Source organism: Streptococcus ratti FA-1 = DSM 20564 (assembly GCF_000286075.1).
Lineage (GTDB): Bacteria > Bacillota > Bacilli > Lactobacillales > Streptococcaceae > Streptococcus > Streptococcus ratti.
The window spans coordinates 1,209,894-1,231,828 of record NZ_AJTZ01000005.1 but is presented as its reverse complement, the minus strand read 5'-3'; the positions used below and the strand labels follow the sequence as shown (position 1 = coordinate 1,231,828).

Here is a 21,935-nt window from a genome sequence, read left to right as displayed (position 1 = left end):
AAGAGCGTCTATCCTTAGAGGCTCAAGGGAGGTGATAATCGATGGCACGGCTGAATGTCAAACCGACACGAATGGAATTAAGCAATCTTAAGGAGCGCCTGAAAACCGCTACCCGCGGTCACAAACTGCTTAAAGATAAGCGCGATGAGCTCATGCGTCGGTTTGTGGATTTGATTCGCGAGAACAATCGGATCAGGCAGGAAGTAGAAACTGCCTTGGTCAGCAATATGCAGGACTTCGTTGTGGCAAAATCTCTTGAGAATGACCTGATGGTGGAGGAAATTTTTGCGGTTCCGACCAAGCAGGTTCAATTGTTCATCGAAAAAGAAAATATTATGAGCGTGACTGTTCCCAAAATGTACAGTCAGATTGACAATCCTTACGGCAGTGATGAAGGAGATGTCGTCTACAGCTACCTGGCTTCCAACAGCGAAATGGACGCTACTATTCAGAAAATGGATGGTTTGGTAGAAAAGCTGCTGCGTTTGGCAGAAGTTGAAAAGTCCTGTCAACTGATGGCAGATGAAATTGAAAAAACCAGACGCCGCGTTAACGGTCTGGAACACTCAACGATTCCGCAGTTAGAAGAAACCATCCACTATATTGAACTCAAGCTGGAAGAAGCTGAACGGGCCAATCTCGTTCGGATTATGAAGGTCAAAGATTATTAAAAATTTCAGAGTGCAGACAAACGCAGTTTTAATATAACTAAATTTTTGAAGCTCTGCGATTTTCTATTCAAATTAATTTATGAGTGCTAATCGAGACTTTCCGCCGTGATAAAAGTGTCTGAAGCACCGGAGTGTCAGGCACTCGGAAGATTTGAGACCTTAGGCTCAAATCTTAGGCATGGAATTCCAAAAGAAGTCGCTGCCGTCCGTGTCACCCTAGGAAAGTCTCAGAAAAGATTTTATCTTCAAGTTGAGATTATTAAAAATCCTGCTGTTTTTAGAAGCTATTTTTCTGAAAACAGCAGGATTTTTTTGAAAGGATATGATAAATGAGGCTGCTTGCTAGAAGCTGTAATGGTACAGGAAAGATCACCTTTTTATTGTATTTATATATGAAAAGAGTTACATTGTGTAAATCCAAGTTAAGATTATGTTAAGGCTATTGACAGCTTTTTAAGAAAATTATAAAGTGGAAAACAACTCATGACAACAGGCTCAATCCAAGCTGTTATGGGAGATTTTAAGAAAAAGAAAAGGAGTTGTTAATATGCGTAAATGGATAAAGGGGCTGCTGTTTTTAGCCTTGGGAATGCTTGTCTTTACAGGAAGCTTCAAGGTTAAGGCCTTTGGCGATAGCCTTGCCGTTTCAAAGACCAATCTTGTCATTGACAGCTATGAATTTGGTCCGGGGGTTTCAAAAATTGTCCTTGAAACCAATCAAAATTTAAGCGGAGTTGCTGCGGATTCCCAGACATCAGTCACAACAGCTGGAATTAGCAGGCAGGTAAAAGCAAGCTATCTTTCCGATGAACGAGGGAATGCCCTGCGAAGGGGTGCCAGAAGCAGGTATGTAACTTTGGAACTGGAAGTGACTTACAATGCCGATGATCCATCTCAAAGCGCTTCGCCCTTTACGTTCAATTTAGATACTTACAGAAATGCTTGGGTGGGCAGCTATATGGTAAAAGTGTCAGGTCTTAAAGCAGCTTCATCAGGAAGCCGCCGTATGCAGACTATTGATTCAGAACAAGAAGCCATTAATAATCGAGTCACTCCGTCAGCAGAACGGTTTTCAGAACGCGGGACCAACAGCATGCAGTATGCCGCTTATACACCTCAGTCGGCAGCCGGCGGAGAAAAAAATCCTCTGATTGTTTGGCTGCATGGAGTTGGTGAAGCTGGCACAGATATCAATCTGCCTCTTTTATCAAGCGAAGTTGTCAATCTAACAAAAGACGGCATTCAGAACCATTTCACTTCGACGGGTACAGGAGCGCAGAGCGGAGCCTATGTTTTGGCTGTTCAGGCACCTACTCCTTGGTCAGTTGATCAGTATTCTGATGCTTTGATGGAAACCATAAAATCTTATGTCGCCAATCATCCCGATGTTGATGCAGACCGCATCTACCTTGCCGGAGCTTCCAATGGCGGCGGCATGACCTTAGGTATGGGGATTAAATATCCCGATTATTTTGCGGCTCTTGTTCCAATTGCAGCCCCTTATTCTTATCAAACCAACAATGAAAATGGTAAAACCAGCTACAGTCTGGATGACCGGACACTCAAGGCTCTGAAAGACCAGCCCATGTGGCTGATTCATGCAGCAACAGACACGACTTTAGCGCCTTCAGAGAGCGCTCTGCCTTTCTACAAAGCTTTGATTGATGCGAAAGCTGACAATAAGTGGATTTCCTATTATGAGAGTGTTGTAGGAACTGAAATGCCTAATATGACTTACAACGGCCACTGGTCTTGGGTTTACTTTTTCAACGACCAGGTAAATGGGGTTCAAAGTACCGCTAATATTGGTTCAATGGATGGCCTAAACGGCCTGGTTGCAACCAACCCAACCCAGGGAGGTGCCAGCAAGGCTACAGTTGATGGCAGAGAGTACAGCAATATTTTTGACTGGCTGAATGCCCAAAGCAAGGGAAATCGTTAAAAGATTGGCAGGGGAGCAGTTTTATCAGGCTGAGATAGAGTTGCTGTGCATTGGGTAAAGGGCACTGTTGCTCAGTGATTTCTATTTTTCACAGACCCTGTACACATGGCAAAAAAATGCTGTTAAGCTGTTTTATCAAAGAAACTTCTCAAAACCCAAGGTGTTTTCCTTGGGCTTTTTTGATATAATGAAGGCATGAATATCTTTGATACACATACACATTTAAACATTGAGAATTTTGCCGGACGTGAAGACGAGGAGCTGGCACTTGCCAAGGAGCTTGGCGTAACCCGCCACAACGTCGTTGGCTTTGACGCATCAACCATCAAGCGTGCCCTCGAATTGACGGAGCTCTACCCAGAGATTTATGCCACTATTGGCTGGCATCCGACAGAGGCAGGTTCTTATACCCAAGAGGCAGAAGATTTGATTGTCTCGCACCTGCATGACTCCAAAGTCATTGCTTTAGGCGAGATTGGGCTTGATTACCACTGGATGGAAGACCCAAAAGAGGTGCAAATTGAGGTTTTTAAGCGTCAGATTCAGCTGTCCAAGGATTATGATTTGCCCTTTGTCGTCCATACCCGCGACGCCCTTGAGGACACCTACCAAGTCATCAAGGAAACTGGCCTTGGCTCTCGCGGCGGCATTATGCATTCTTATTCGGGCTCTTTGGAAATGGCAGAGCGCTTTGTTGATTTAGGCATGACCATTTCATTTTCTGGTGTGGTCACTTTCAAGAAGGCTTTGGATGTTCAAGAGGCAGCTACAGTTTTGCCTTTAGATAAAATCCTGGTGGAAACGGATGCGCCCTATCTGGCACCGGTTCCCAAGCGCGGCCGTGAAAATCGTACTGCCTATACCCGCTATGTTGTAGATAAAATTGCAGAACTGCGCGGCCTGACTGTGGAGGAAGTTGCAGCAGCAACCTACGACAATGCTATGAAACTATTTAGGTTGGAAGATTAAGGCGAACGAAGTGAGCCAATTCCGAACAGCTGCGCCGTGCTTTTAAGACCAATAGCATTGCTATTAGTCTGGGGAACTGGTAAGACCTTAGACTCACCAGTTAGGCATGAGATAGCTTTGCTGGCTGCTGCCGCCCCAACCACTTAAGAAGCTGTTCACAAAAAGAAAATTATGAAAGATAAAATTAAAATACAAGAAGTCCTTGTCGTTGAAGGCAAGGATGACACTGCCAATCTCCGTCGTTTCTATGATGTTGATACTTACGAAACTCGCGGCTCTGCCATCACGGCTGAGGATTTAGAACGGATTGAAAAGCTCAATGACCTGCGCGGAGCCATCGTCTTTACTGACCCAGACTACAATGGCGAACGTATCCGCAAAATGATTATGGAAGCAGTGCCGACCGCTAAGCACGCCTTTCTCAATCGTGACGAAGCAGTACCCAAGTCTAAAACGAAAGGTCGCTCTCTGGGCGTTGAGCACGCATCCTTTGATGATTTACAAAAAGCCTTGTCTGGTGTGCTAGGCTCCTATGACGACGACAATCATTTTGACATCACCAAATCAGACCTCGTGCGGCTGGGTCTCCTCATGGGCTCTGACAGCCGCAGGCGCCGTGAATATCTAGGTGAGAAACTGCGGATTGGCTATACCAACGGCAAGCAGCTCCTCAAACGCTTGGAACTGTTTGGGATTAGTCTGGCGGAGGTTGAGGAAGTGATGGCAGATTATCAAGAAAGTTAAAAGTTGGAGGAAAGAAGATGGCTACAATCAAATTAGAAAGAGGCACAAAAGGTGCCAATATGTTTCGGAAATTTAAAGTTTTCATTGATGGCGAATGCGTCGGAAAAATTAAGCGAGGACAGAAATTAGAATTTCAGGTATCAGAAGGCATGCACGACATTTATTGTAAAATTGACTGGGAACAAAGCAATACAATAACAGTTGATGTCCCAGCTGAAGGTGTTGATTTGCTTGTTAATTCAAAAGGAGTAAAAGAGTCTACTGAGAGAAGTCTAAATCTTGAAGACGGCAGAGATAAATACCTAGTGCTGACTCAACGGTATCCTGAGGAGAGCAGTATCAAAGATTTTAACGAAAAATAATTTTTTTCGGTATCCTGTGAGGTTTGGGGAATTTCCCAAACGAGCTTGCTGGATAAAAGGTTTAGAAGTCTACGGGGAAGATACAGTGGGTGCTTGGTTGAGGCCTTTTTGTAGCTGTACCAACTAACGGCGAGCCGATAGCGTCCTTTTTCAAGAATAATGGAAAGAAAAAGGAGCAGGCCATTTTAGCATTTGGCGGTGAGATACTAAGTTCATAAATCAAGTGAAAGAATGCCAAAACTTATCATTAGCGTAAGGGCGCTTCATAAATTGATATGATTTGTAAACTGAAGTTGTAATTTCTTTTTTCCTAAGATTAAAAGATGTTTTGTTTTTATGCTACAATAAAGAGTATAAAAAATAAACTGACCTTATATGTGAGCAGGAGAAAAGCGCAGTGTGTCTCATTTGTGAACGTATTGAAATGATTAAATCAGAAATTAACCCTTATTTTGTCAAAGAACTAGAGACTGGTTATGTCGTTATTGGTGATCATCAGCATTTCAAAGGCTATACAATTTTTCTTTGTAAGCAGCATGTGACGGAATTACACGATTTGCCAAAAGATTTTCGGGATAAACACTTATCTGAGATGGCAGATGTTTCAAAAGCTGTCAGCGTAGCTTTTTTCGCCGAGAAAATGAATATTGAAAGTCTAGGAAATGGCGATGGGCATTTGCATTGGCATCTCTTTCCGAGAAAGTTTGATGACCTAGGGAATTATGGTCATAATGGCAAAGGGCCAGTCTAGTGGCTACCTTTTGAAGAAATGTATGCTGATGAAAAACGGATTTCAGGCCAAGTATTAGAACAGATGAAGCAACAACTTTTATCTGAACTTAAAAATTAGAAAGAAACACATGAGAATAGCAGACTACTCCGTGACCCGCGCCATCCTTGAGCGCCACGGCTTTACCTTTAAGAAATCCTTCGGTCAGAACTTTTTGACCGATACCAATATTTTGCAGAAGATTGTGGATACGGCAGAGATTGACCGACATGTCAATGTCATCGAGATTGGGCCTGGAATCGGGGCTTTGACCGAATTTCTAGCGGAGAAGGCAGCTGAGATCATGGCTTTTGAGATTGACGACCGTTTGGTGCCAATCTTGGCAGATACGCTGCGCGATTTTGACAATGTCAAAGTGATTAATGAGGACATTCTCAAATCGGACTTGCAGACGCGAATCAAGGAATTTGCCAATCCCGACCTACCCATCAAGGTTGTGGCCAACCTGCCTTACTACATCACGACACCGATTTTGATGCACTTGATTGAAAGTAAAATTCCTTTTGCTGAATTTGTGGTCATGATGCAAAAAGAGGTGGCCGACCGCATTTCTGCCGAGCCCGAGACCAAGGCCTACGGTTCTCTGTCCATTGCGGTGCAGTACTATATGGAAGCTAAGCTGGCTTTCATCGTGCCGCGCACCGTTTTTGTACCCGCACCAAATGTTGACTCGGCCATTCTCAAGATGACCCGCCGTGAGCAACCGCTGGTGCAAGTAAAGGACGAAGATTTCTTCTTCCGTGTGTGCAAAGCAGCCTTTGTTCATCGCCGTAAAACCTTGTGGAACAATCTGACCAGCCATTTCGGCAAATCAGAAGAAGTCAAAGCCAAGCTGGAACAAGCTTTAGAAGCAGCAGCTATCACGCCCTCCATTCGTGGTGAGGCACTGACGATTGCAGATTTTGCTAGGCTGGCAGCTGCTCTTTACCAAGTTGGTTTAAACTAACAGGTAAATTTAGATGATTAAATTCAAGATTTTGTCTATTGCCTGTGCTCTGCTTTATTTCATCCAAGCTATTCTGCATTTCTTAATTTTGCTGGGCTTCCCTTTGGGCGTTTTCTTTTTCGGCGGAGCTTACACGGTCTTTCCGCTCTGGCTAAGACCGGCTAATTTTTTGTTTACTCTGGTCTGGTCGTTTTTTGCTTATTTTTACTTAACCTATGGGCAAATGCTTCCTAGCCGCTGGACAAAAGCAAGGCAAGACCTTGTCATGGTGATGATGACAGGTCTGTCTCTGCTAGCGACTGTTTTTAATTTCTTTATCAGCAGCAGTCCGCTTGAAAAATATGGAACAGGCAGCATGACAGCATTGACCTTTTTACTGAGTTGCTGCTTGCTTATCCTATCAAAAAGAACTCGCTAAATCAGTGAGATTTCAGACTGAAGACGAGGTTCTTAGAATTTATTTTTTAGGGACTTTTTCTGTGTGGTTAGGAGTTTAACTTAACTTTTCAGGATGTTCGACAAAAAATCGAACAACTGTTCCGCAGTTTTTGCAGATTTCTAGGCAGATTGATTGACCTAGACTAGTAGCACTGCCTGAACGTGAGATACCAGCATAACCTTTATTTTGCTTAGCTGTTACAAATTGAATTCCCCCACAGTAAGGGCAAGTTTGTGTGGTCATGAGTATTCCTCCTTATTCAGTTGAAAAATATCTTCCACAGGCAGCTGGAAAATCTCTGCGATTTTCAGTGCCATTTCAAGTGACGGGTTGTAACGATTGTTTTCTAGGTGAATAATGGTTTCTCTGCGAACACCGACTACTTGCGCCAGTTCCTGTTGGCTCATTTTTTTGGCTTTCCGCAGTTCTTTGAGGTTGGTTTGAATATTCGCCATCTTAAGCACCTCTTTTCTCAAAGAGGAAGAAAGCAATATCAAAGGCTAAAATCATCACTGCGCCGAAAATCAAAACCCTCCCAGCTGTCAGAGTAAATGGGAAAAAGAAGGTGATGACGCTCAAAATCATCAAGCAGGCTAACATTAAGGTCAAGGTCAGGCAAGCAGCTTTAGCCAAGTCAGCATAAAAGCGTTCATCAGGTTTTTCGTCTACTTTTTTGAAAGCAAAGTAGAGGAAGAAAACAACTAAAATCAGTAAGCCTAAGCCTAAAAAGACATGCTTTATCCAGATAGGATTGCTATTTGGAGTAAGAGCCCAAATACCTTTGGTATAAACCCCCATCGCGGCAAAGATTGTCATACTGTACAATTTTTCAGTCAGTCCAAAATAGCGATCTTCTGGATCTTGAAAGGCTTCTTTGTGAAAGAACCAAAGAATGACAGATTGAACCAGTAAAACGATAATGAAAACAGTAGGTTTTATCCAAGCAGGATGACTTTGCGGAGAGAGAAACCACAAGAGTAACATCAGGGGAAGCCAGGCAATGTAGAGCCATTTTTTATTTTTCATGAGTCAGACCTTCTTTCTATATAGAAATGTGATATATTTATAACTCTTTATGTTATAAATATATCACTTTATAAAACTATCGTCAAGAAAAAGCGACTTATTTTTAACATTTAGAGCCTGGTTGATTAGGAGCAGCTGACTCTAGTAATAGCAGCTTTTTAAGATTAAAAAAACTCTCGCCTATTAAGAAGACGAGAGTTAACTATTGATAAGGAAAGGACGGGATTTGAACCCGCGCATGAACAAAGTCCACTTGCCGGATTTCGAGTCCGGTGCCGTACCAAGCTGGGCCACCTTTCCAAATGCGGCTTTTTTAAATTGCCTTAAAAAGCTGTAAAGATATTAAAAAGAGTCAGCGAGAAAGCTGACTGAGCTAAGAAGCCCGAAAATGCGGAGAAAGGGATTTGAACCCTCACGCCCGTACGGGCACATGCGCCTGAAGCATGCGTGTCTGCCGTTCCACCATCTCCGCTGACTTTATAATACATTATACTATTATACGCTTTTTTTGTGATTTGCCAATACCTAAACAGAAAAAAGATTAATTTTTTGATATAATGAATTTAATAAGTTTAGCGAGGAGAGCGTTTGCAAGGGAAAATTATTAAGTCTTTGGCCGGATTTTATTACGTGGAGTCAAATGGTCAGGTTTATCAGACACGGGCACGCGGGAATTTCAGAAAAAAAGGGCATCGTCCCTATGTTGGCGATGAGGTTGACTTTTCGGCGGAAGAACATTCAGAGGGTTATATTTTGGCCATTCATGAGCGAAAAAACAGTTTGATACGGCCGCCCATTGTCAATGTTGATCAGGCTGTGGTTATTATGTCAGCCAAGGAGCCCGATTTGAATATTAATCTGCTGGATCGCTTCTTGATTCTTTTGGAGCATAAAAATATCAAGCCTTTGATTTATATTTCTAAGCTTGATTTGCTGAAAGATTTGAGCTGTTTAAACGTTATTAAGGAGCAATATCAACAGATTGGCTACCAGGTTATTTATCATTTGTCAGAGCTGCTGCCGCTTTTAAAGGATAAGATTACTGTGTTCATGGGACAGACAGGTGTTGGCAAATCAACGCTGCTTAATAAAATTGCTCCGGATTTGAATCTTGAAACTGCTGAAATTTCGGACAGCTTAGGCCGCGGCCGTCATACGACACGCGCTGTAACACTTTACAATGTACACGGCGGTAAAATTGCTGATACCCCTGGATTTAGCTCGCTTGATTACGAAATAACAAGTAGTGAAGCCTTAAACGCTGCCTTTCCTGAATTTTTGCGGCTGAGTTCTGCCTGCAAGTTTCGTTCCTGTACTCATACGCATGAACCGGACTGTGCAGTTAAAGAAGCGGTGGAACAGAAGGTTATCTGGCAGGAACGCTATCAGCACTACCTGCAATTCCTTAGCGAGATTGAAAACCGTCGGGAGACTTATAAGAAAACGATTAAGAGAAAGTAGGTCCTTTTTATGTCAACTTACAAAATTGCCCCATCCATCTTGGCTGCAGATTACGCTAATTTTGAAAAAGAATTAAAGCGTATTGAAGAAACAGGTGTTAAATATGTCCATATTGACATTATGGACGGCCAGTTTGTGCCTAATATCAGCTTTGGTGCGGGCGTAGTTGCCAGTATGCGTAAGCATAGTAAATTAGTTTTTGACTGCCACCTTATGGTTGTCAATCCCGAACGCTATGTTGATGATTTTGCCCAAGCAGGAGCTGATATTATGACTATTCATGCTGAGGCCACAACCCATGTTCACGGCGCCCTGCAAAAAATCAAGGCTGCAGGGATGAAAGCAGGTGTTGTCATCAATCCCGGAACTCCTTTAGGAGCGATCGAACCTGTTCTGAATTTAGTTGATCAAGTCTTAATCATGACTGTCAATCCGGGTTTTGGCGGACAAGCCTTTATTCCCGAATGCTTGGAAAAGGTAAAGCTGGCAGCTCGGCTGCGTGAGCAGCGCGGTCTTGACTATGACATTGAAGTGGATGGCGGAGTAGACAACAAAACTATAAGTGCCTGTGCCCAAGCGGGAGCCGATGTTTTTGTAGCAGGTTCTTATCTTTTCAAGGACAACCTGTCAGCCCGAGTTGAAACCTTGAAAGCGGCCATAAATGACTAGAATAGCTCTTTTCACAGGGGGTGACTTGGAGTATTTCACGACAAATTTTGATTGTTTTGTAGGAATTGACCGAGGCTGCTCTTTCCTGCTCCAAAATCACCTGCCTCTAGATTTGGCTGTTGGGGACTTTGATTCGGTGTCTGAACAAGAGCTGAAAAAGATTAAGACTGCAGCCAAACAGTTTGTCACAGCTCCGGCAGAAAAAGAGGACACGGACACTGAACTGGCTCTCAAAACGATTTTTCAGCAGTTTGACAAGGCCGAAGTAACCATCTTTGGAGCCTTTGGCGGCCGTCTGGATCACACCCTGGCAAATATTTTTCTGCCCAGTAATCCGGATTTAGCCCCGTTTATGGAGCATTTTCGTTTGCGTGACAGGCAAAATCTGGTACAGTTTTTTCCTCCGGGCCAGCACTGTGTTAAACAGGAAGCCGGAATGGTTTATATTTCTTTTATGGCTGACAATGACGCTCCCTTGACCATTCAGGATGCCAAATACGAACTCTCTGAAAAGAATTTTTTCCAGAAGAAGATTTACGGCAGCAATGAATTTATTGGCAAGCCCATCTGTTTTTCTGTTTCATCGGGTTATGCCGTTGTGATTCAAACCAAAGATAGGATTTAATTAATAATGGATATTCTCACCTTATTGCTGGCTATGAGTGCCTGCTTTATCAGCGCTGCTGTTTTTTTGAAAGTGGATAAAAATAAGTCTGGTTTGGAAAAAAAGCTGGATGACAATGCTGATAATTTGTCAGATCAGGTTTCCTACCAATTAGAAATGGCGAACAAAAACCAGCTGCTTGAAATCAATACGCAGCTGACGCGTCTGCAAAATGATCTTTTACAGCAGTTCGCAGATTTAAGAGATGTTTTATATCAAAATCTTACTGACAGCCGTGACCGTTCCGATAAGCGTTTGGAGCAGATTAATGTCCAATTGACGCAGTCTGTTAAAGATATGCAGACTTCAAATGAGAAACGTTTGGAGGAAATGCGGCAGACGGTTGAAGAAAAACTGGATCAAACCTTGCATAACCGTCTCAGAACATCCTTTGAAACAGTTTCCAAACAGCTGGAAAGTGTCAATCAAGGTTTAGGTGAGATGAAGACAGTAGCGCGTGATGTCGGCACTTTAAACAAAGTTCTCTCTAATACTAAGACGCGGGGTATCTTGGGAGAATTGCAGCTGGGGCAAATTATTGAAGACATCATGACTGAAAGTCAGTATGAACGTGAATTTGCGACAGTTAAAGGATCGGCTGAACGTGTGGAATATGCCATCAAACTGCCAGGCAGTCATCAGGATGACTATGTTTATCTGCCTATTGATTCTAAGTTTCCGCTGGAAGATTATTACCGTTTAGAGGATGCTTATGAAACGGGTGATAAAGAGCAGATTGAGTTTCATCGCAAAGCTCTGCTTGCCGGTCTCAAACGTTTTGCTAAGGATATTCAAAAGAAATACCTTAACCCGCCGGAAACAACCAATTTTGGCATTATGTTCCTGCCGACAGAAGGCCTTTATTCTGAGGTTGTTAGGAATGCTGACTTCTTTGACAGCCTGCGCCGTGATGAGCACATTGTAGTTGCCGGGCCATCCACCCTGTCAGCGCTTCTAAATTCGCTGTCCGTTGGCTTTAAGACCTTGAATATTCAAAAGAATGCTGATGATATCAGTAAAATTTTAGGGAATGTTAAGTCAGAATTTAACAAATTCGGCGGCCTTCTGCAGACAACTCAGAAACAGCTGCACCGAGCCAGTAACAATATTGATAAGCTTTTGACAACGCGGACCAACGCCATTGATCGGGTGCTTAGAGATATTGAACTGTACGAAGATGACAATACTCGGCTGCTCTTAAATATTGCACCGCTAGAAGATGAGGAACCAGATGAAAATTAGTCAAATGAAAAAAGATGAGCTTTTTGAAGGATTTTATCTCATTAAGTCAGCAGAACTTCGAAAAACAAGAGCTGGCAAGGATTATCTTGCTTTCACTTTTCAGGATGACAGCGGAGAAATCTCCGGCAATCTTTGGGATGCTCAGCCCTATAATGTCGAAGAATTCACAGCTGGCAAAGTTGTCTTTATGAAGGGCCGCCGTGAGGTCTACAACGGTACCCCGCAGGTCAATCAAATCAGCTTGCGCCATCCCAAGGAGGGTGAACCTAATGATCCTAAGGATTTCAAGGAAAAACCGCCGGTTGATGTCAAGGAAATCAGAGACTATTTGGAGCAGATGCTCTTTAAAATTGAAAATGCTACTTGGCAGCGGATTGTCAGAGCGCTTTACCGTAAGTACAGCCATGAATTTTTCACTTATCCTGCCGCCAAGACCAATCACCATGCTTTTGAAGTCGGTCTGGCCTATCATACAGCAACCATGGTTCGCTTGGCAGACAGTATCGGAGATATTTATCAAGAGCTTGATAAGAGCCTTCTTTTTGCAGGAATTATGCTCCATGATTTAGCCAAGGTTCTTGAGTTGACTGGTCCTGATAATACAGAGTATACTGTCCGCGGTAATCTTATTGGCCATATTGCCTTGATTGATGAAGAAATTACCAAGGTTTTAGCCGAGCTAAACATTGATGATAGCAAGGAGGATGTCATCGTCCTTCGCCATGTTATCCTCAGCCATCACGGGCTCTTAGAATACGGCAGTCCGGTCAGACCAAGGATTATGGAAGCAGAGGTTATTCATATGATTGACAACCTTGATGCGGAAATGATGATGATGACTTCAGCCCTGTCGCGGGTGTCCGAAGGAGAAATGACAGGCCGGATTTTTGCTATGGACAATCGTTCTTTCTATAAGCCCAAAACAAATCACTAAAAGACGAAAAAAGATGGATATTAAAACGGTAATGTTCGTCTTTTTATTTCTTTATATGGTATAATAAAAGTAAAATAATGAATGGTGAATTTATGAAATTACGACGCAGCGAACGGATGGTTGTTATTTCCAATTATCTGGTGAACAACCCTCATCAACTAACAAGTCTTAATACTTTTGCAGAAAACTACGGAGCAGCAAAATCTTCCATTTCAGAAGATATTGCTATTATAAAAAAAGCCTTTGCAGAAGGCGGTATTGGTCATATTGAGACAGTGACCGGTGCCAACGGCGGTGTTATTTTTACGCCGGCAATTTCTGGAACTGAGGCCAAAGAAATTGCTGAAGAGCTTTGCCAGCGGCTTTCAGAGAGTAATCGGATTTTGCCGGGAGGCTATATTTACCTGTCGGATTTATTGAGCACACCCAGTATTTTAAAAAATATCGGTCGGATTATTGCCAATGCCTTTAAAGGTGAAAAAATTGACACCGTAATGACGGTCGCAACCAAAGGAGTTCCCTTAGCAAATGCGGTTGCCAATATCCTCAATGTACCTTTTGTCATCGTTCGGCGGGATTTAAAAATTACAGAAGGCTCGACTGTTTCTGTCAACTATGCTTCTGGCTCCAGCGATCGTATCGAAAAGATGTTTTTGTCCAAACGAAGCCTTAAACCTAACAGCAGGGTTTTGATTGTAGATGATTTTCTTAAGGGAGGCGGTACAATTAGCGGAATGGTTAGCCTTTTAAGAGAATTTGACTGCAGTCTGGTCGGTGTAGCTGTATTTGCTGACAATGCTCAGGAAAAAAGAGAGAACCTCAGCTATAAATCTCTTTTGACAGTCACAGATATTGATGTTAAAGAAAATAAGGTGGATGTTAGGTTGGGAAACATTTTTGATGCTGTTTGGACAAAAAAGTGATGCTGTCTGTGAATTGTTAGAAAAATTTCAAAAACTATGATATAATGATAGCAATAATTAAGGAGGTTTCTTATGAAGAAAACAACAATTGCCGTTTTGTCTTTACTCCTCTTAGTTGGGTTAACTGCCTGCAGTGACTCGAAAAAAGATTCAAAGACAGATACATCTCAGAAAACGTCTAGAACAACGAAGAAGAAAAAAGCTTCTGTTGACAAGGGAAAGATTAAAGCCAGCAATGGTGATGATACTGCCGAAGTAGATGATGGAAAGATTAAAGCTGATAATGGCAATTCCAAAGCTGAAGTTAATCAAGATGGTGAAATTGAAGCGGAAAATGGTGATTCCAGTGCTAAAGTAGGCGAGGATGGCATCGAAGCTAACAATGGCGACTCCAGTGTGAAAGTCAATCCGGACGGAAGCGTTCAGGTAACCCCTTAATAATATCAGTAAAAGCGTCTGAGACAGACACACATGATTGCAGGAAAATCGTATGTGTCTGCCTCAGTTTTTTATCAGATAATATGCGTAATATGCGGAGCCAAAATGCATAATGAACTTATAATTTTTGGGCTTTTGTTTTTATTTTTTGCAGAGGTATAAGAACAGGAAAAAACTATTGACAAAGCGTTGCCGCTGTGTTACTATGATAAGCGGTACTTTTTACTTTTGGTCTCTCAAAAGTGTACAGAGACGTGCTGACAAATGTTGCAAAGTACACACAGACATGGGCTGTCACCGAGTGCTATGTCAACCAAAATAAAAATTTTACAGGAGAATGTAGATGCCTACAATTAACCAGTTGGTACGTAAACCACGTAAGTCTAAAGTAGAAAAATCTGACTCACCAGCATTGAACATTGGTTACAACAGCCATAAAAAAGTTCATACTAAACTTGCTGCACCTCAAAAACGTGGTGTTGCTACACGTGTCGGAACAATGACACCTAAGAAACCTAACTCAGCCCTTCGTAAATTTGCTCGTGTTCGTTTGAGTAACCTTATCGAAGTAACGGCCTATATTCCAGGTATTGGCCACAACCTGCAGGAACACAGTGTTGTTCTTATTCGTGGCGGACGTGTAAAAGACCTTCCAGGGGTACGTTACCATATCGTTCGTGGTGCACTGGATACTGCCGGTGTTACTGATCGTAAACAAGGCCGTTCTAAATATGGTACTAAGAAGCCAAAAGCATAAGGAAGGGAGATTAAGAAATGAGTCGTAAAAACCGTGCGCCTAAGCGCGAAGTATTGCCAGATCCATTATACAATTCAAAACTTGTAACACGTCTTATCAACCGCGTTATGCTTGATGGTAAACGTGGTACAGCATCATCTATTGTTTATGGAGCTTTCGAACAAATTAAGGAAGCAACAGGAAATGATGCACTTGAAGTATTTGAGACGGCAATGGAAAATATCATGCCAGTTCTTGAAGTTCGTGCCCGCCGTGTTGGTGGTTCTAACTACCAAGTTCCAGTTGAAGTTCGTCCAGAACGTCGGACAACATTAGGTCTTCGTTGGTTGGTAACTGCGTCACGTGCTCGTGGCGAACACACAATGAAAGATCGTCTTGCAAAAGAAATCTTAGATGCGTCCAATAATACAGGTGCCTCAGTTAAGAAACGTGAAGATACACACCGTATGGCTGAAGCTAACCGTGCTTTTGCACACTTCCGCTGGTAAGATTAAGATACCAAGGGCGGGCGTACAGGTGAAAAATAGGAAGATGACGCTGGTTGTTTACAACCAAGGAAACTTATCTTTTTTCACTGGCAGTACGCCGGCCGGGTTCAGTTAAGATAGGACATTTGTAGCTAAAATTCAACTAAGAATAAGATGCAAAGAGTTAGCATGCTAGTGAAAAACAGAGAACTGACGCTGTGCGCTTGCGCATGAGGAAGTTCATCTTTTTTCACGGTAGGTTTGCTACTCATACTAAGTTCTATTAGAGCTGGGCTGTCACCCATCTTCCACAGGAAAAAATGAAAAACGATGCGAGAACGGGTAGGTCCTGCCTATCCGTTCTTTCTAAAATAATGTTAGAATAAAAAAGTAAATAAAAATTATAGGAGAAAAACCACAATGGCTCGCGAATTTTCACTTGAAAAAACTCGTAATATCGGTATCATGGCTCACGTTGATGCTGGTAAAACAACAACAACAGAGCGTATTCTTTACTATACTGGTAAAATCCATAAAATCGGTGAAACCCACGAAGGTGCTTCACAAATGGACTGGATGGAACAAGAGCAAGAACGCGGTATCACAATCACTTCAGCCGCTACAACTGCTCAATGGAAAGACACTCGTGTTAACATCATCGACACACCAGGACACGTGGACTTCACAATCGAAGTGCAACGTTCTCTCCGTGTATTAGACGGTGCTGTAACTGTTCTTGATGCACAATCAGGTGTAGAACCTCAGACAGAAACTGTTTGGCGTCAAGCGACTGAATACGGTGTTCCTCGTATCGTATTTGCTAATAAGATGGATAAAATCGGCGCTGATTTCCTTTATTCAGTAAGCACGCTTCATGACCGCCTTCAGGCAAATGCTCACCCAATTCAACTGCCAATCGGTGCTGAAGATGATTTCCAAGGAATCATTGACTTGGTAACAATGAAAGCGGAAATCTATACCAATGACCTTGGTACAGATATTCTTGAAGAAGATATTCCAGCTGAATATGTAGATCAAGCTAATGAATACCGTGAAAAATTAATTGAAGCAGTAGCAGAAACTGATGAAGACCTCATGATGAAATATCTGGAAGGTGAAGAAATCACTGAAGCAGAATTGAAAGCAGCTATCCGTAAAGCTACTATCAATGTAGAGTTCTACCCTGTTCTTTGCGGTTCCGCCTTCAAAAACAAAGGTGTTCAAATGATGCTTGATGCGGTTTTGGACTATCTTCCAAGCCCGCTTGATGTTCCAGCAATTAAAGGTGTCAATCCTGATACAGACGAAGAAGAAACTCGCCCAGCATCTGATGATGAACCATTTGCAGCACTTGCTTTCAAGATTATGACTGACCCATTTGTAGGCCGTTTGACTTTCATCCGTGTTTACTCAGGGGTAATGAACTCTGGTTCTTACGTCTTGAACACAACTAAAGGTAAACGTGAACGTATCGGACGTATCCTGCAAATGCATGCTAACAGCCGTAAAGAAATTGAAACTGTTTACTCAGGCGATATCGCAGCTGCTATTGGTTTGAAAGATACGACAACTGGTGACTCATTGACTGATGAAAAAGCTAAAATTATTCTTGAGTCAATTGAAGTCCCAGAACCAGTTATCCAGCTTATGGTTGAACCTAAGACAAAAGCTGACCAAGATAAAATGGCTATCGGTCTTCAAAAATTGGCTGAAGAAGATCCAACCTTCCGTGTTGAAACTAACGCTGAAACAGGTGAAACTGTTATCTCTGGTATGGGTGAGCTTCACTTGGATGTCCTTGTTGACCGTTTGAAACGTGAACACAAGGTTGAAGCTAACGTAGGTGCGCCTCAGGTATCTTACCGTGAAACATTCCGTCAAGCTACCCAAGCACGCGGATTCTTCAAACGTCAATCTGGTGGTAAAGGTCAATTTGGTGATGTTTGGATTGAATTTACACCAAATGAAGAAGGTAAAGGCTTCGAATTTGAAAATGCTATCGTTGGTGGTGTGGTTCCGCGTGAATTCATTCCAGCAGTAGAAAAAGGTCTTCAAGAATCTATGGCTAACGGTGTTCTTGCTGGTTACCCAATGGTTGATATCAAAGCAAAACTTTACGATGGTTCTTACCACGATGTCGACTCATCTGAAACAGCCTTCAAGATCGCTGCATCTCTGGCGCTTAAAGAAGCTGCTAAGACGGCACAGCCTGTTATCCTTGAACCAATGATGCTTGTCACAATTACTGTTCCAGAAGAAAACCTTGGTGATGTTATGGGGCATGTGACTGCTCGTCGCGGTCGCGTAGACGGTATGGAAGCACACGGAAACAGCCAAATCGTTCGTGCCTTTGTTCCGCTTGCTGAAATGTTTGGTTACGCAACTGTTCTTCGTTCTGCTTCTCAAGGTCGCGGTACTTTCATGATGGTATTTGACCACTACGAAGATGTTCCAAAATCTGTTCAGGAAGAAATCATCAAGAAAAACGCAGGAGAGGCCTAAGCTGCCTGATAGCTTAGCTGCTGCGCAGATTTACTTCTTTCATAAAAAAGGAAAACGTGAAATTTAGCTTGACAAAGCTTCCTTTTCGTTCTCCTTTTTTTCTTTTCATCAAGGAAAATCGTTTGCAATTTTCTTAAAATAATTATATAATAAGGGTGTTAAAAGGTTGCTTTATACTTGTGTAAGTTAATCTTTTCACAATTGTCTAAAAGGCCCTGCCTTTTAAAATAAATTTTTTTGATTTTCATAAGGAGGAAATCACTAATGGTAGTTAAAGTTGGTATTAACGGTTTCGGTCGTATCGGACGTCTTGCTTTCCGTCGTATCCAAAACGTAGAAGGTGTTGAAGTTACACGCATCAACGACCTTACAGATCCAAACATGCTTGCACACTTGTTGAAATATGATTCAACTCAAGGTCGCTTCGACGGTAACGTTGAAGTTAAAGAAGGTGGATTTGAAGTAAACGGCAAATTCGTTAAAGTTTCTGCTGAAGCTGATCCAACAAAAATTGATTGGGCTGCTGACGGTGTAGAAATCGTTCTTGAAGCAACTGGTTTCTTTGCAACTAAAGAAGCTGCTGAAAAACATTTGCATGCTAACGGTGGTGCTAAGAAAGTTGTTATCACAGCTCCTGGCGGAAATGATGTTAAAACAATCGTTTTCAACACTAACCATGAAATCCTTGACGGTACTGAAACAGTTATCTCAGGTGCTTCATGTACTACAAACTGTCTTGCTCCAATGGCAAAAGCTTTACAGGATAACTTTGGTGTTAAACAAGGTTTGATGACTACTATCCACGCTTACACTGGTGACCAAATGGTTCTTGACGGACCACACCGCAAAGGTGACCTTCGTCGTGCTCGCGCTGCTGCAGCTAACATCGTTCCTAACTCAACTGGTGCTGCAAAAGCTATCGGTCTTGTTATTCCTGAATTGAACGGCAAACTTGATGGTGCTGCTCAACGTGTTCCTGTTCCAACTGGATCAGTTACTGAATTGGTAGCAGTTCTTGATAAAGAAGTTACTGTTGATGAAGTTAACGCGGCTATGAAAGCAGCTTCAAATGAATCATACGGATACACTGAAGATCCAATCGTTTCATCAGATATCGTTGGTATCTCATACGGTTCGTTGTTCGATGCTACTCAAACTAAAGTACAAACTGTTGATGGCAAACAATTGGTTAAAGTTGTTTCTTGGTACGACAATGAAATGTCATACACTTCACAACTTGTTCGTACTCTTGAGTACTTCGCAAAAATCGCTAAATAAAAGTGATTGTGAAAGAAGGCTTCGGCCTTCTTTTTTCTTGTTTTAAATAAGTTAAAAGGCTGTATCTATTATTTTAAAATTATAGATTTTTATAAAAGCCGGTGCTATAATAAAGGAAAGCTGTTTCATAGATAAAAGAGAGGCGATTTTATAGGCAAAGTAAGGCCTAAATATCTCATACTCTTCGAAAAGCAAACTCAGACCTTGTTGCCTTGATTTGATGAAGACAGTTCTATCTGCATCTGCGTCGCCTAGTCTGATTGTGATTTTCATTGAGTATCAGTATCTGCCAGGATATCCGTTCAAATATTCAGGATGGCACTTATCTTGTTTAACGATCGTTTTGTTAATTTAATGGCAGAGGATGTGAAAGAAATTATTAAAGAATCCTACAATCCAATGGAGACTTTTAAAATGGAGGAGCAATATGGAAGTTTATACTTTAAATAACGGTGTAGAAATTCCAAAGATTGGCTTTGGAACCTGGCAGATTTCTGAGGGTGATGAGGCTTATAACAGTGTTCGTCATGCTCTTAAAGTGGGATACCGCCATGTAGATACCGCACAAGTCTATGGTAATGAAGTCAGTGTCGGAAAAGCAATCGCAGACAGTGGCTTGGCACGTTCTGATATTTTTCTGACAACAAAGGTCTGGAATGATAAACATAATTACGAACTGGCTAAAGCATCTATTGATGAGTCGCTTGAAAAACTTGGTGTTGATTACTTAGATCTTCTTTTGATTCACTGGCCTAATCCCAAAGCTTTGCGGGAGAATGACGCTTGGAAAGCTGGCAATGCCGGTGTCTGGAAAGCTATGGAAGAAGCTTATAAGGCAGGGAAAGTTCGTGCTATTGGTGTTTCTAATTTTATGATTCATCACTTGGAAGCACTGTTTGAAACGGCTGAAGTTAAACCGCATGTCAATCAAATTCTTTTGGCTCCAGGATGTGTTCAGGAAGAATTAGTTGCTTTTTGCCGAGATAAGGATATTCTTTTGGAAGCGTACAGCCCGCTGGGAACTGGAACAATCTTTGGCAATCCGGTGGTTGAAGAAATTGCCGATAAATACGATAAATCAGCCGCGCAAGTAGCCCTGCGCTGGTCGCTGCAAAAAGGTTTCTTGCCTTTGCCAAAATCGGCGACTCCTAAGAATATTGAGGCTAATCTTCATATCTTTGATTTTGATTTGGACGAAGAGGATATCAGCAAATTAGATAAGATTGAAGGGATCAAGACCCAGCGAGATCCTGATCAGGTTGGTTTCTGATGATAGCAGCGGCAACGGCTGTTTGTTAGTTAAAAGAGTAGGGCAGATCTTTTCATTGTTTTATGTTCTTACTCTTTTTTGTTTGTCAGTTTTTTTGCTGCGCTATTGAGGATTTATTTTGTAAATTAGGGAATGAAACAGCTTTACAGATTCCACTTTGGAAAAATTTGTGATATAATTAGCATGTATAAAAAATTTTAAGGAGTCTATATTCATGGCAAAATTGACTGTTAAAGACGTTGATTTGAAGGGGAAGAAAGTTCTCGTTCGTGTTGACTTTAACGTACCTGTAAAAGATGGCGTTATTACAAATGATAACCGTATTACTGCGGCATTACCAACCATTAAATACATCATTGAAAATGGTGGCCGTGCGGTTCTCTTCTCTCACCTTGGACGTGTGAAAGAAGAAGCAGATAAAGAAGGTAAATCACTTGCTCCTGTAGCAGCTGATCTTTCTAAAAAATTGGGTCAGGAAGTTGTTTTCCCAGGGGTTACTCGTGGTGAAAAACTTGAAGCAGCTATTAATGCTCTTGAAGATGGACAAGTTCTTTTGGTTGAAAACACTCGTTTTGAAGATGTTGACGGCAAGAAAGAATCTAAAAATGATCCAGAGCTTGGTAAGTATTGGGCAAGCCTTGGCGACGGTATCTTTGTAAACGATGCTTTCGGAACAGCTCACCGTGCTCACGCATCAAATGTCGGTATCTCAGCAAACGTTGATAAGGCAGTTGCCGGTTTCCTTCTTGAAAATGAAATTGCCTACATCCAAGAAGCTGTTGATAATCCAGTTCGTCCATTTATCGCTATCCTTGGCGGATCAAAAGTTTCAGATAAGATTGGTGTTATCGAAAACTTGCTGAAAAAAGCTGATAAAGTCCTTATTGGCGGCGGTATGACTTACACATTCCTTAAAGTACAAGGTATCGAAATCGGCGACTCACTTGTTGAAGAAGATAAACTTGAAATTGCCAAAGATCTTTTAGCTAAAGCAGACGGTAAATTAATTTTGCCAGTTGACTCAAAAGAAGCAAACGCATTTGCTGATTACACTGAAGTTAAAGATACTGAAGGTGAAGCTGTAGATCCTGGTTTCCTTGGTCTTGACATCGGTCCTAAATCAATTGCTAAATTTGATGAAGAGTTGACTGGTGCGAAAACAGTTGTATGGAACGGTCCTATGGGTGTGTTCGAAAATCCTGATTTCCAAGCTGGTACAATCGGTGTCATGGACGCTATCGTTAAACAACCAGGCGTTAAATCAATCATCGGTGGTGGTGACTCAGCTGCCGCAGCTATCAACCTTGGCCGTGCTGACAAATTCTCATGGATTTCTACGGGTGGTGGCGCAAGCATGGAACTTCTCGAAGGGAAGGTTCTTCCGGGATTAGCAGCTCTTACAGATAAATAAGATTTCACCATCAGTCTTCTACAAAATCAG

Annotated in this window: 24 protein-coding genes, 2 tRNA genes and 1 pseudogene; 21 read left to right on the top strand and 6 right to left on the bottom strand. The window is 42.1% G+C overall.

All coding sequences use genetic code 11. From position 1 onward, the window contains the following. Nucleotides 1-41 precede the first annotated feature (41 nt). The 8 genes and pseudogenes from SRA_RS07800 to SRA_RS07760 all read left to right on the top strand — a co-directional run bounded on the left by SRA_RS07800 (nt 42) and on the right by SRA_RS07760 (nt 6,842). Nucleotides 42-671, top strand: coding sequence for a V-type ATP synthase subunit D (locus tag SRA_RS07800; protein ID WP_003089536.1), 630 nt, complete (start codon nt 42-44; stop codon nt 669-671). A gap of 547 nt (nt 672-1,218) precedes the next feature. Next, nucleotides 1,219-2,613, top strand: coding sequence for a PHB depolymerase family esterase (locus tag SRA_RS07790; protein ID WP_003089533.1), 1,395 nt, complete (start codon nt 1,219-1,221; stop codon nt 2,611-2,613). Between the two features lie 195 nt (nt 2,614-2,808). Continuing rightward, nucleotides 2,809-3,582 (top strand): TatD family hydrolase, encoded by a 774-nt coding sequence (locus SRA_RS07785; protein ID WP_003089531.1) that lies wholly within the window; start codon nt 2,809-2,811, stop codon nt 3,580-3,582. 171 nt (nt 3,583-3,753) lie between these two features. Beyond that, nucleotides 3,754-4,326, top strand: a complete 573-nt coding sequence (gene rnmV, locus SRA_RS07780; RefSeq protein ID WP_003089529.1) for a ribonuclease M5 — start codon at nt 3,754-3,756, stop codon at nt 4,324-4,326. A 17-nt stretch (nt 4,327-4,343) separates the two neighbouring features. Further along, nucleotides 4,344-4,688, top strand: a complete 345-nt coding sequence (locus tag SRA_RS07775; RefSeq protein WP_003089527.1) for a hypothetical protein — start codon at nt 4,344-4,346, stop codon at nt 4,686-4,688. A gap of 397 nt (nt 4,689-5,085) precedes the next feature. After that, nucleotides 5,086-5,538, top strand: a pseudogene (locus SRA_RS07770) (HIT family protein). 10 nt (nt 5,539-5,548) lie between these two features. After that, nucleotides 5,549-6,424: a 16S rRNA (adenine(1518)-N(6)/adenine(1519)-N(6))-dimethyltransferase RsmA gene (rsmA, locus tag SRA_RS07765; protein WP_003089524.1), complete on the top strand. Its 876-nt coding sequence runs from the start codon at nt 5,549-5,551 to the stop codon at nt 6,422-6,424. 13 nt (nt 6,425-6,437) lie between these two features. Beyond that, the gene (locus SRA_RS07760; RefSeq protein WP_003089522.1) at nt 6,438-6,842 is read left to right on the top strand and encodes a hypothetical protein; all 405 of its coding nucleotides are present in this window, start codon (nt 6,438-6,440) and stop codon (nt 6,840-6,842) included. Nucleotides 6,843-6,917: 75 nt separating this feature from the next. Here SRA_RS07760 and SRA_RS07755 read toward each other — a convergent pair whose 3' ends face one another. From SRA_RS07755 to SRA_RS07735, 5 genes are all read right to left on the bottom strand, one after another. Beyond that, nucleotides 6,918-7,106 carry a hypothetical protein gene (locus tag SRA_RS07755; protein WP_003089520.1) on the bottom strand — a complete coding sequence of 63 codons (189 nt, stop codon included), beginning with the start codon at nt 7,104-7,106 and terminating at the stop codon, nt 6,918-6,920. Then, nucleotides 7,103-7,318: a helix-turn-helix transcriptional regulator gene (locus tag SRA_RS07750; RefSeq protein ID WP_003089518.1), complete on the bottom strand. Its 216-nt coding sequence runs from the start codon at nt 7,316-7,318 to the stop codon at nt 7,103-7,105. The genes SRA_RS07755 and SRA_RS07750 overlap by 4 nt, the downstream gene beginning before the upstream one ends. Nucleotide 7,319: 1 nt before the next feature. Further along, nucleotides 7,320-7,889, bottom strand: coding sequence for a hypothetical protein (locus SRA_RS07745; protein ID WP_003089516.1), 570 nt, complete (start codon nt 7,887-7,889; stop codon nt 7,320-7,322). Between the two features lie 211 nt (nt 7,890-8,100). Next, nucleotides 8,101-8,189 (bottom strand) — tRNA-Ser (locus SRA_RS07740). A gap of 89 nt (nt 8,190-8,278) precedes the next feature. Next, nucleotides 8,279-8,361, bottom strand: a tRNA-Leu gene (locus tag SRA_RS07735). Nucleotides 8,362-8,477: 116 nt separating this feature from the next. On the opposite strand from SRA_RS07735, the gene rsgA reads away from it, so the two are divergent. The 11 genes from rsgA (at nt 8,478) to gap (ending at nt 19,224) form a co-directional block, all read left to right on the top strand. Further along, nucleotides 8,478-9,350: a ribosome small subunit-dependent GTPase A gene (gene rsgA / locus SRA_RS07730; RefSeq protein ID WP_003089514.1), complete on the top strand. Its 873-nt coding sequence runs from the start codon at nt 8,478-8,480 to the stop codon at nt 9,348-9,350. A 9-nt stretch (nt 9,351-9,359) separates the two neighbouring features. Next, a complete protein-coding gene (gene rpe, locus SRA_RS07725) occupies nt 9,360-10,019 on the top strand; it encodes a ribulose-phosphate 3-epimerase (protein WP_003089512.1) in 660 nt (219 codons plus the stop codon). Continuing rightward, nucleotides 10,012-10,644, top strand: a complete 633-nt coding sequence (locus SRA_RS07720) for a thiamine diphosphokinase (protein WP_003089511.1) — start codon at nt 10,012-10,014, stop codon at nt 10,642-10,644. The genes rpe and SRA_RS07720 overlap by 8 nt, the downstream gene beginning before the upstream one ends. Before the next feature lie 6 nt (nt 10,645-10,650). Beyond that, a complete protein-coding gene (locus SRA_RS07715; RefSeq protein ID WP_003089507.1) occupies nt 10,651-11,925 on the top strand; it encodes a DNA recombination protein RmuC in 1,275 nt (424 codons plus the stop codon). Further along, a complete protein-coding gene (locus tag SRA_RS07710; protein WP_003089505.1) occupies nt 11,915-12,859 on the top strand; it encodes a 3'-5' exoribonuclease YhaM family protein in 945 nt (314 codons plus the stop codon). The genes SRA_RS07715 and SRA_RS07710 overlap by 11 nt, the downstream gene beginning before the upstream one ends. 92 nt (nt 12,860-12,951) lie before the next feature. Beyond that, nucleotides 12,952-13,782, top strand: a complete 831-nt coding sequence (gene purR / locus SRA_RS07705) for a pur operon repressor (RefSeq protein ID WP_003089503.1) — start codon at nt 12,952-12,954, stop codon at nt 13,780-13,782. Between the two features lie 72 nt (nt 13,783-13,854). Continuing rightward, nucleotides 13,855-14,220 carry a hypothetical protein gene (locus SRA_RS07700; RefSeq protein WP_003089502.1) on the top strand — a complete coding sequence of 122 codons (366 nt, stop codon included), beginning with the start codon at nt 13,855-13,857 and terminating at the stop codon, nt 14,218-14,220. Between the two features lie 343 nt (nt 14,221-14,563). After that, nucleotides 14,564-14,977 carry a 30S ribosomal protein S12 gene (gene rpsL, locus SRA_RS07695; RefSeq protein WP_002262492.1) on the top strand — a complete coding sequence of 138 codons (414 nt, stop codon included), beginning with the start codon at nt 14,564-14,566 and terminating at the stop codon, nt 14,975-14,977. Between the two features lie 17 nt (nt 14,978-14,994). Beyond that, nucleotides 14,995-15,465: a 30S ribosomal protein S7 gene (rpsG, locus tag SRA_RS07690; protein ID WP_003089491.1), complete on the top strand. Its 471-nt coding sequence runs from the start codon at nt 14,995-14,997 to the stop codon at nt 15,463-15,465. A gap of 399 nt (nt 15,466-15,864) precedes the next feature. After that, nucleotides 15,865-17,946, top strand: coding sequence for an elongation factor G (fusA, locus tag SRA_RS07685; RefSeq protein WP_003089490.1), 2,082 nt, complete (start codon nt 15,865-15,867; stop codon nt 17,944-17,946). 264 nt (nt 17,947-18,210) lie between these two features. After that, a complete protein-coding gene (gene gap / locus SRA_RS07680) occupies nt 18,211-19,224 on the top strand; it encodes a type I glyceraldehyde-3-phosphate dehydrogenase (protein WP_003089488.1) in 1,014 nt (337 codons plus the stop codon). A 51-nt stretch (nt 19,225-19,275) separates the two neighbouring features. Here gap and SRA_RS07675 read toward each other — a convergent pair whose 3' ends face one another. Next, on the bottom strand, nt 19,276-19,497 hold the full coding sequence (locus tag SRA_RS07675) for a hypothetical protein (protein WP_003089487.1): 222 nt from the start codon (nt 19,495-19,497) through the stop codon (nt 19,276-19,278). Nucleotides 19,498-19,651: 154 nt separating this feature from the next. Here SRA_RS07675 and SRA_RS07670 point away from each other — a divergent pair, with 154 nt between their 5' ends. Both SRA_RS07670 and SRA_RS07665 read left to right on the top strand, forming a co-directional pair. Beyond that, a complete protein-coding gene (locus SRA_RS07670; protein ID WP_003089483.1) occupies nt 19,652-20,494 on the top strand; it encodes an aldo/keto reductase in 843 nt (280 codons plus the stop codon). A gap of 214 nt (nt 20,495-20,708) precedes the next feature. Next, on the top strand, nt 20,709-21,905 hold the full coding sequence (locus SRA_RS07665) for a phosphoglycerate kinase (RefSeq protein ID WP_003089481.1): 1,197 nt from the start codon (nt 20,709-20,711) through the stop codon (nt 21,903-21,905). Nucleotides 21,906-21,935: the final 30 nt, after the last annotated feature.

What these genes read in the sequence shown, in the direction of transcription:
- SRA_RS07800 (WP_003089536.1), top strand. Translation starts at nt 42, where the DNA reads ATGGCACGGCTGAATGTCAAACCGACACGAATGGAATTAAGCAATCTT.
- SRA_RS07790 (WP_003089533.1), top strand. Translation starts at nt 1,219, where the DNA reads ATGCGTAAATGGATAAAGGGGCTGCTGTTTTTAGCCTTGGGAATGCTT.
- SRA_RS07785 (WP_003089531.1), top strand. Translation starts at nt 2,809, where the DNA reads ATGAATATCTTTGATACACATACACATTTAAACATTGAGAATTTTGCC.
- rnmV (WP_003089529.1), top strand. Translation starts at nt 3,754, where the DNA reads ATGAAAGATAAAATTAAAATACAAGAAGTCCTTGTCGTTGAAGGCAAG.
- SRA_RS07775 (WP_003089527.1), top strand. Translation starts at nt 4,344, where the DNA reads ATGGCTACAATCAAATTAGAAAGAGGCACAAAAGGTGCCAATATGTTT.
- rsmA (WP_003089524.1), top strand. Translation starts at nt 5,549, where the DNA reads ATGAGAATAGCAGACTACTCCGTGACCCGCGCCATCCTTGAGCGCCAC.
- SRA_RS07760 (WP_003089522.1), top strand. Translation starts at nt 6,438, where the DNA reads ATGATTAAATTCAAGATTTTGTCTATTGCCTGTGCTCTGCTTTATTTC.
- SRA_RS07755 (WP_003089520.1), bottom strand. Translation starts at nt 7,106, where the DNA reads ATGACCACACAAACTTGCCCTTACTGTGGGGGAATTCAATTTGTAACA.
- SRA_RS07750 (WP_003089518.1), bottom strand. Translation starts at nt 7,318, where the DNA reads ATGGCGAATATTCAAACCAACCTCAAAGAACTGCGGAAAGCCAAAAAA.
- SRA_RS07745 (WP_003089516.1), bottom strand. Translation starts at nt 7,889, where the DNA reads ATGAAAAATAAAAAATGGCTCTACATTGCCTGGCTTCCCCTGATGTTA.
- rpe (WP_003089512.1), top strand. Translation starts at nt 9,360, where the DNA reads ATGTCAACTTACAAAATTGCCCCATCCATCTTGGCTGCAGATTACGCT.
- SRA_RS07720 (WP_003089511.1), top strand. Translation starts at nt 10,012, where the DNA reads ATGACTAGAATAGCTCTTTTCACAGGGGGTGACTTGGAGTATTTCACG.
- SRA_RS07715 (WP_003089507.1), top strand. Translation starts at nt 10,651, where the DNA reads ATGGATATTCTCACCTTATTGCTGGCTATGAGTGCCTGCTTTATCAGC.
- SRA_RS07710 (WP_003089505.1), top strand. Translation starts at nt 11,915, where the DNA reads ATGAAAATTAGTCAAATGAAAAAAGATGAGCTTTTTGAAGGATTTTAT.
- purR (WP_003089503.1), top strand. Translation starts at nt 12,952, where the DNA reads ATGAAATTACGACGCAGCGAACGGATGGTTGTTATTTCCAATTATCTG.
- SRA_RS07700 (WP_003089502.1), top strand. Translation starts at nt 13,855, where the DNA reads ATGAAGAAAACAACAATTGCCGTTTTGTCTTTACTCCTCTTAGTTGGG.
- rpsL (WP_002262492.1), top strand. Translation starts at nt 14,564, where the DNA reads ATGCCTACAATTAACCAGTTGGTACGTAAACCACGTAAGTCTAAAGTA.
- rpsG (WP_003089491.1), top strand. Translation starts at nt 14,995, where the DNA reads ATGAGTCGTAAAAACCGTGCGCCTAAGCGCGAAGTATTGCCAGATCCA.
- fusA (WP_003089490.1), top strand. Translation starts at nt 15,865, where the DNA reads ATGGCTCGCGAATTTTCACTTGAAAAAACTCGTAATATCGGTATCATG.
- gap (WP_003089488.1), top strand. Translation starts at nt 18,211, where the DNA reads ATGGTAGTTAAAGTTGGTATTAACGGTTTCGGTCGTATCGGACGTCTT.
- SRA_RS07675 (WP_003089487.1), bottom strand. Translation starts at nt 19,497, where the DNA reads ATGAAAATCACAATCAGACTAGGCGACGCAGATGCAGATAGAACTGTC.
- SRA_RS07670 (WP_003089483.1), top strand. Translation starts at nt 19,652, where the DNA reads ATGGAAGTTTATACTTTAAATAACGGTGTAGAAATTCCAAAGATTGGC.
- SRA_RS07665 (WP_003089481.1), top strand. Translation starts at nt 20,709, where the DNA reads ATGGCAAAATTGACTGTTAAAGACGTTGATTTGAAGGGGAAGAAAGTT.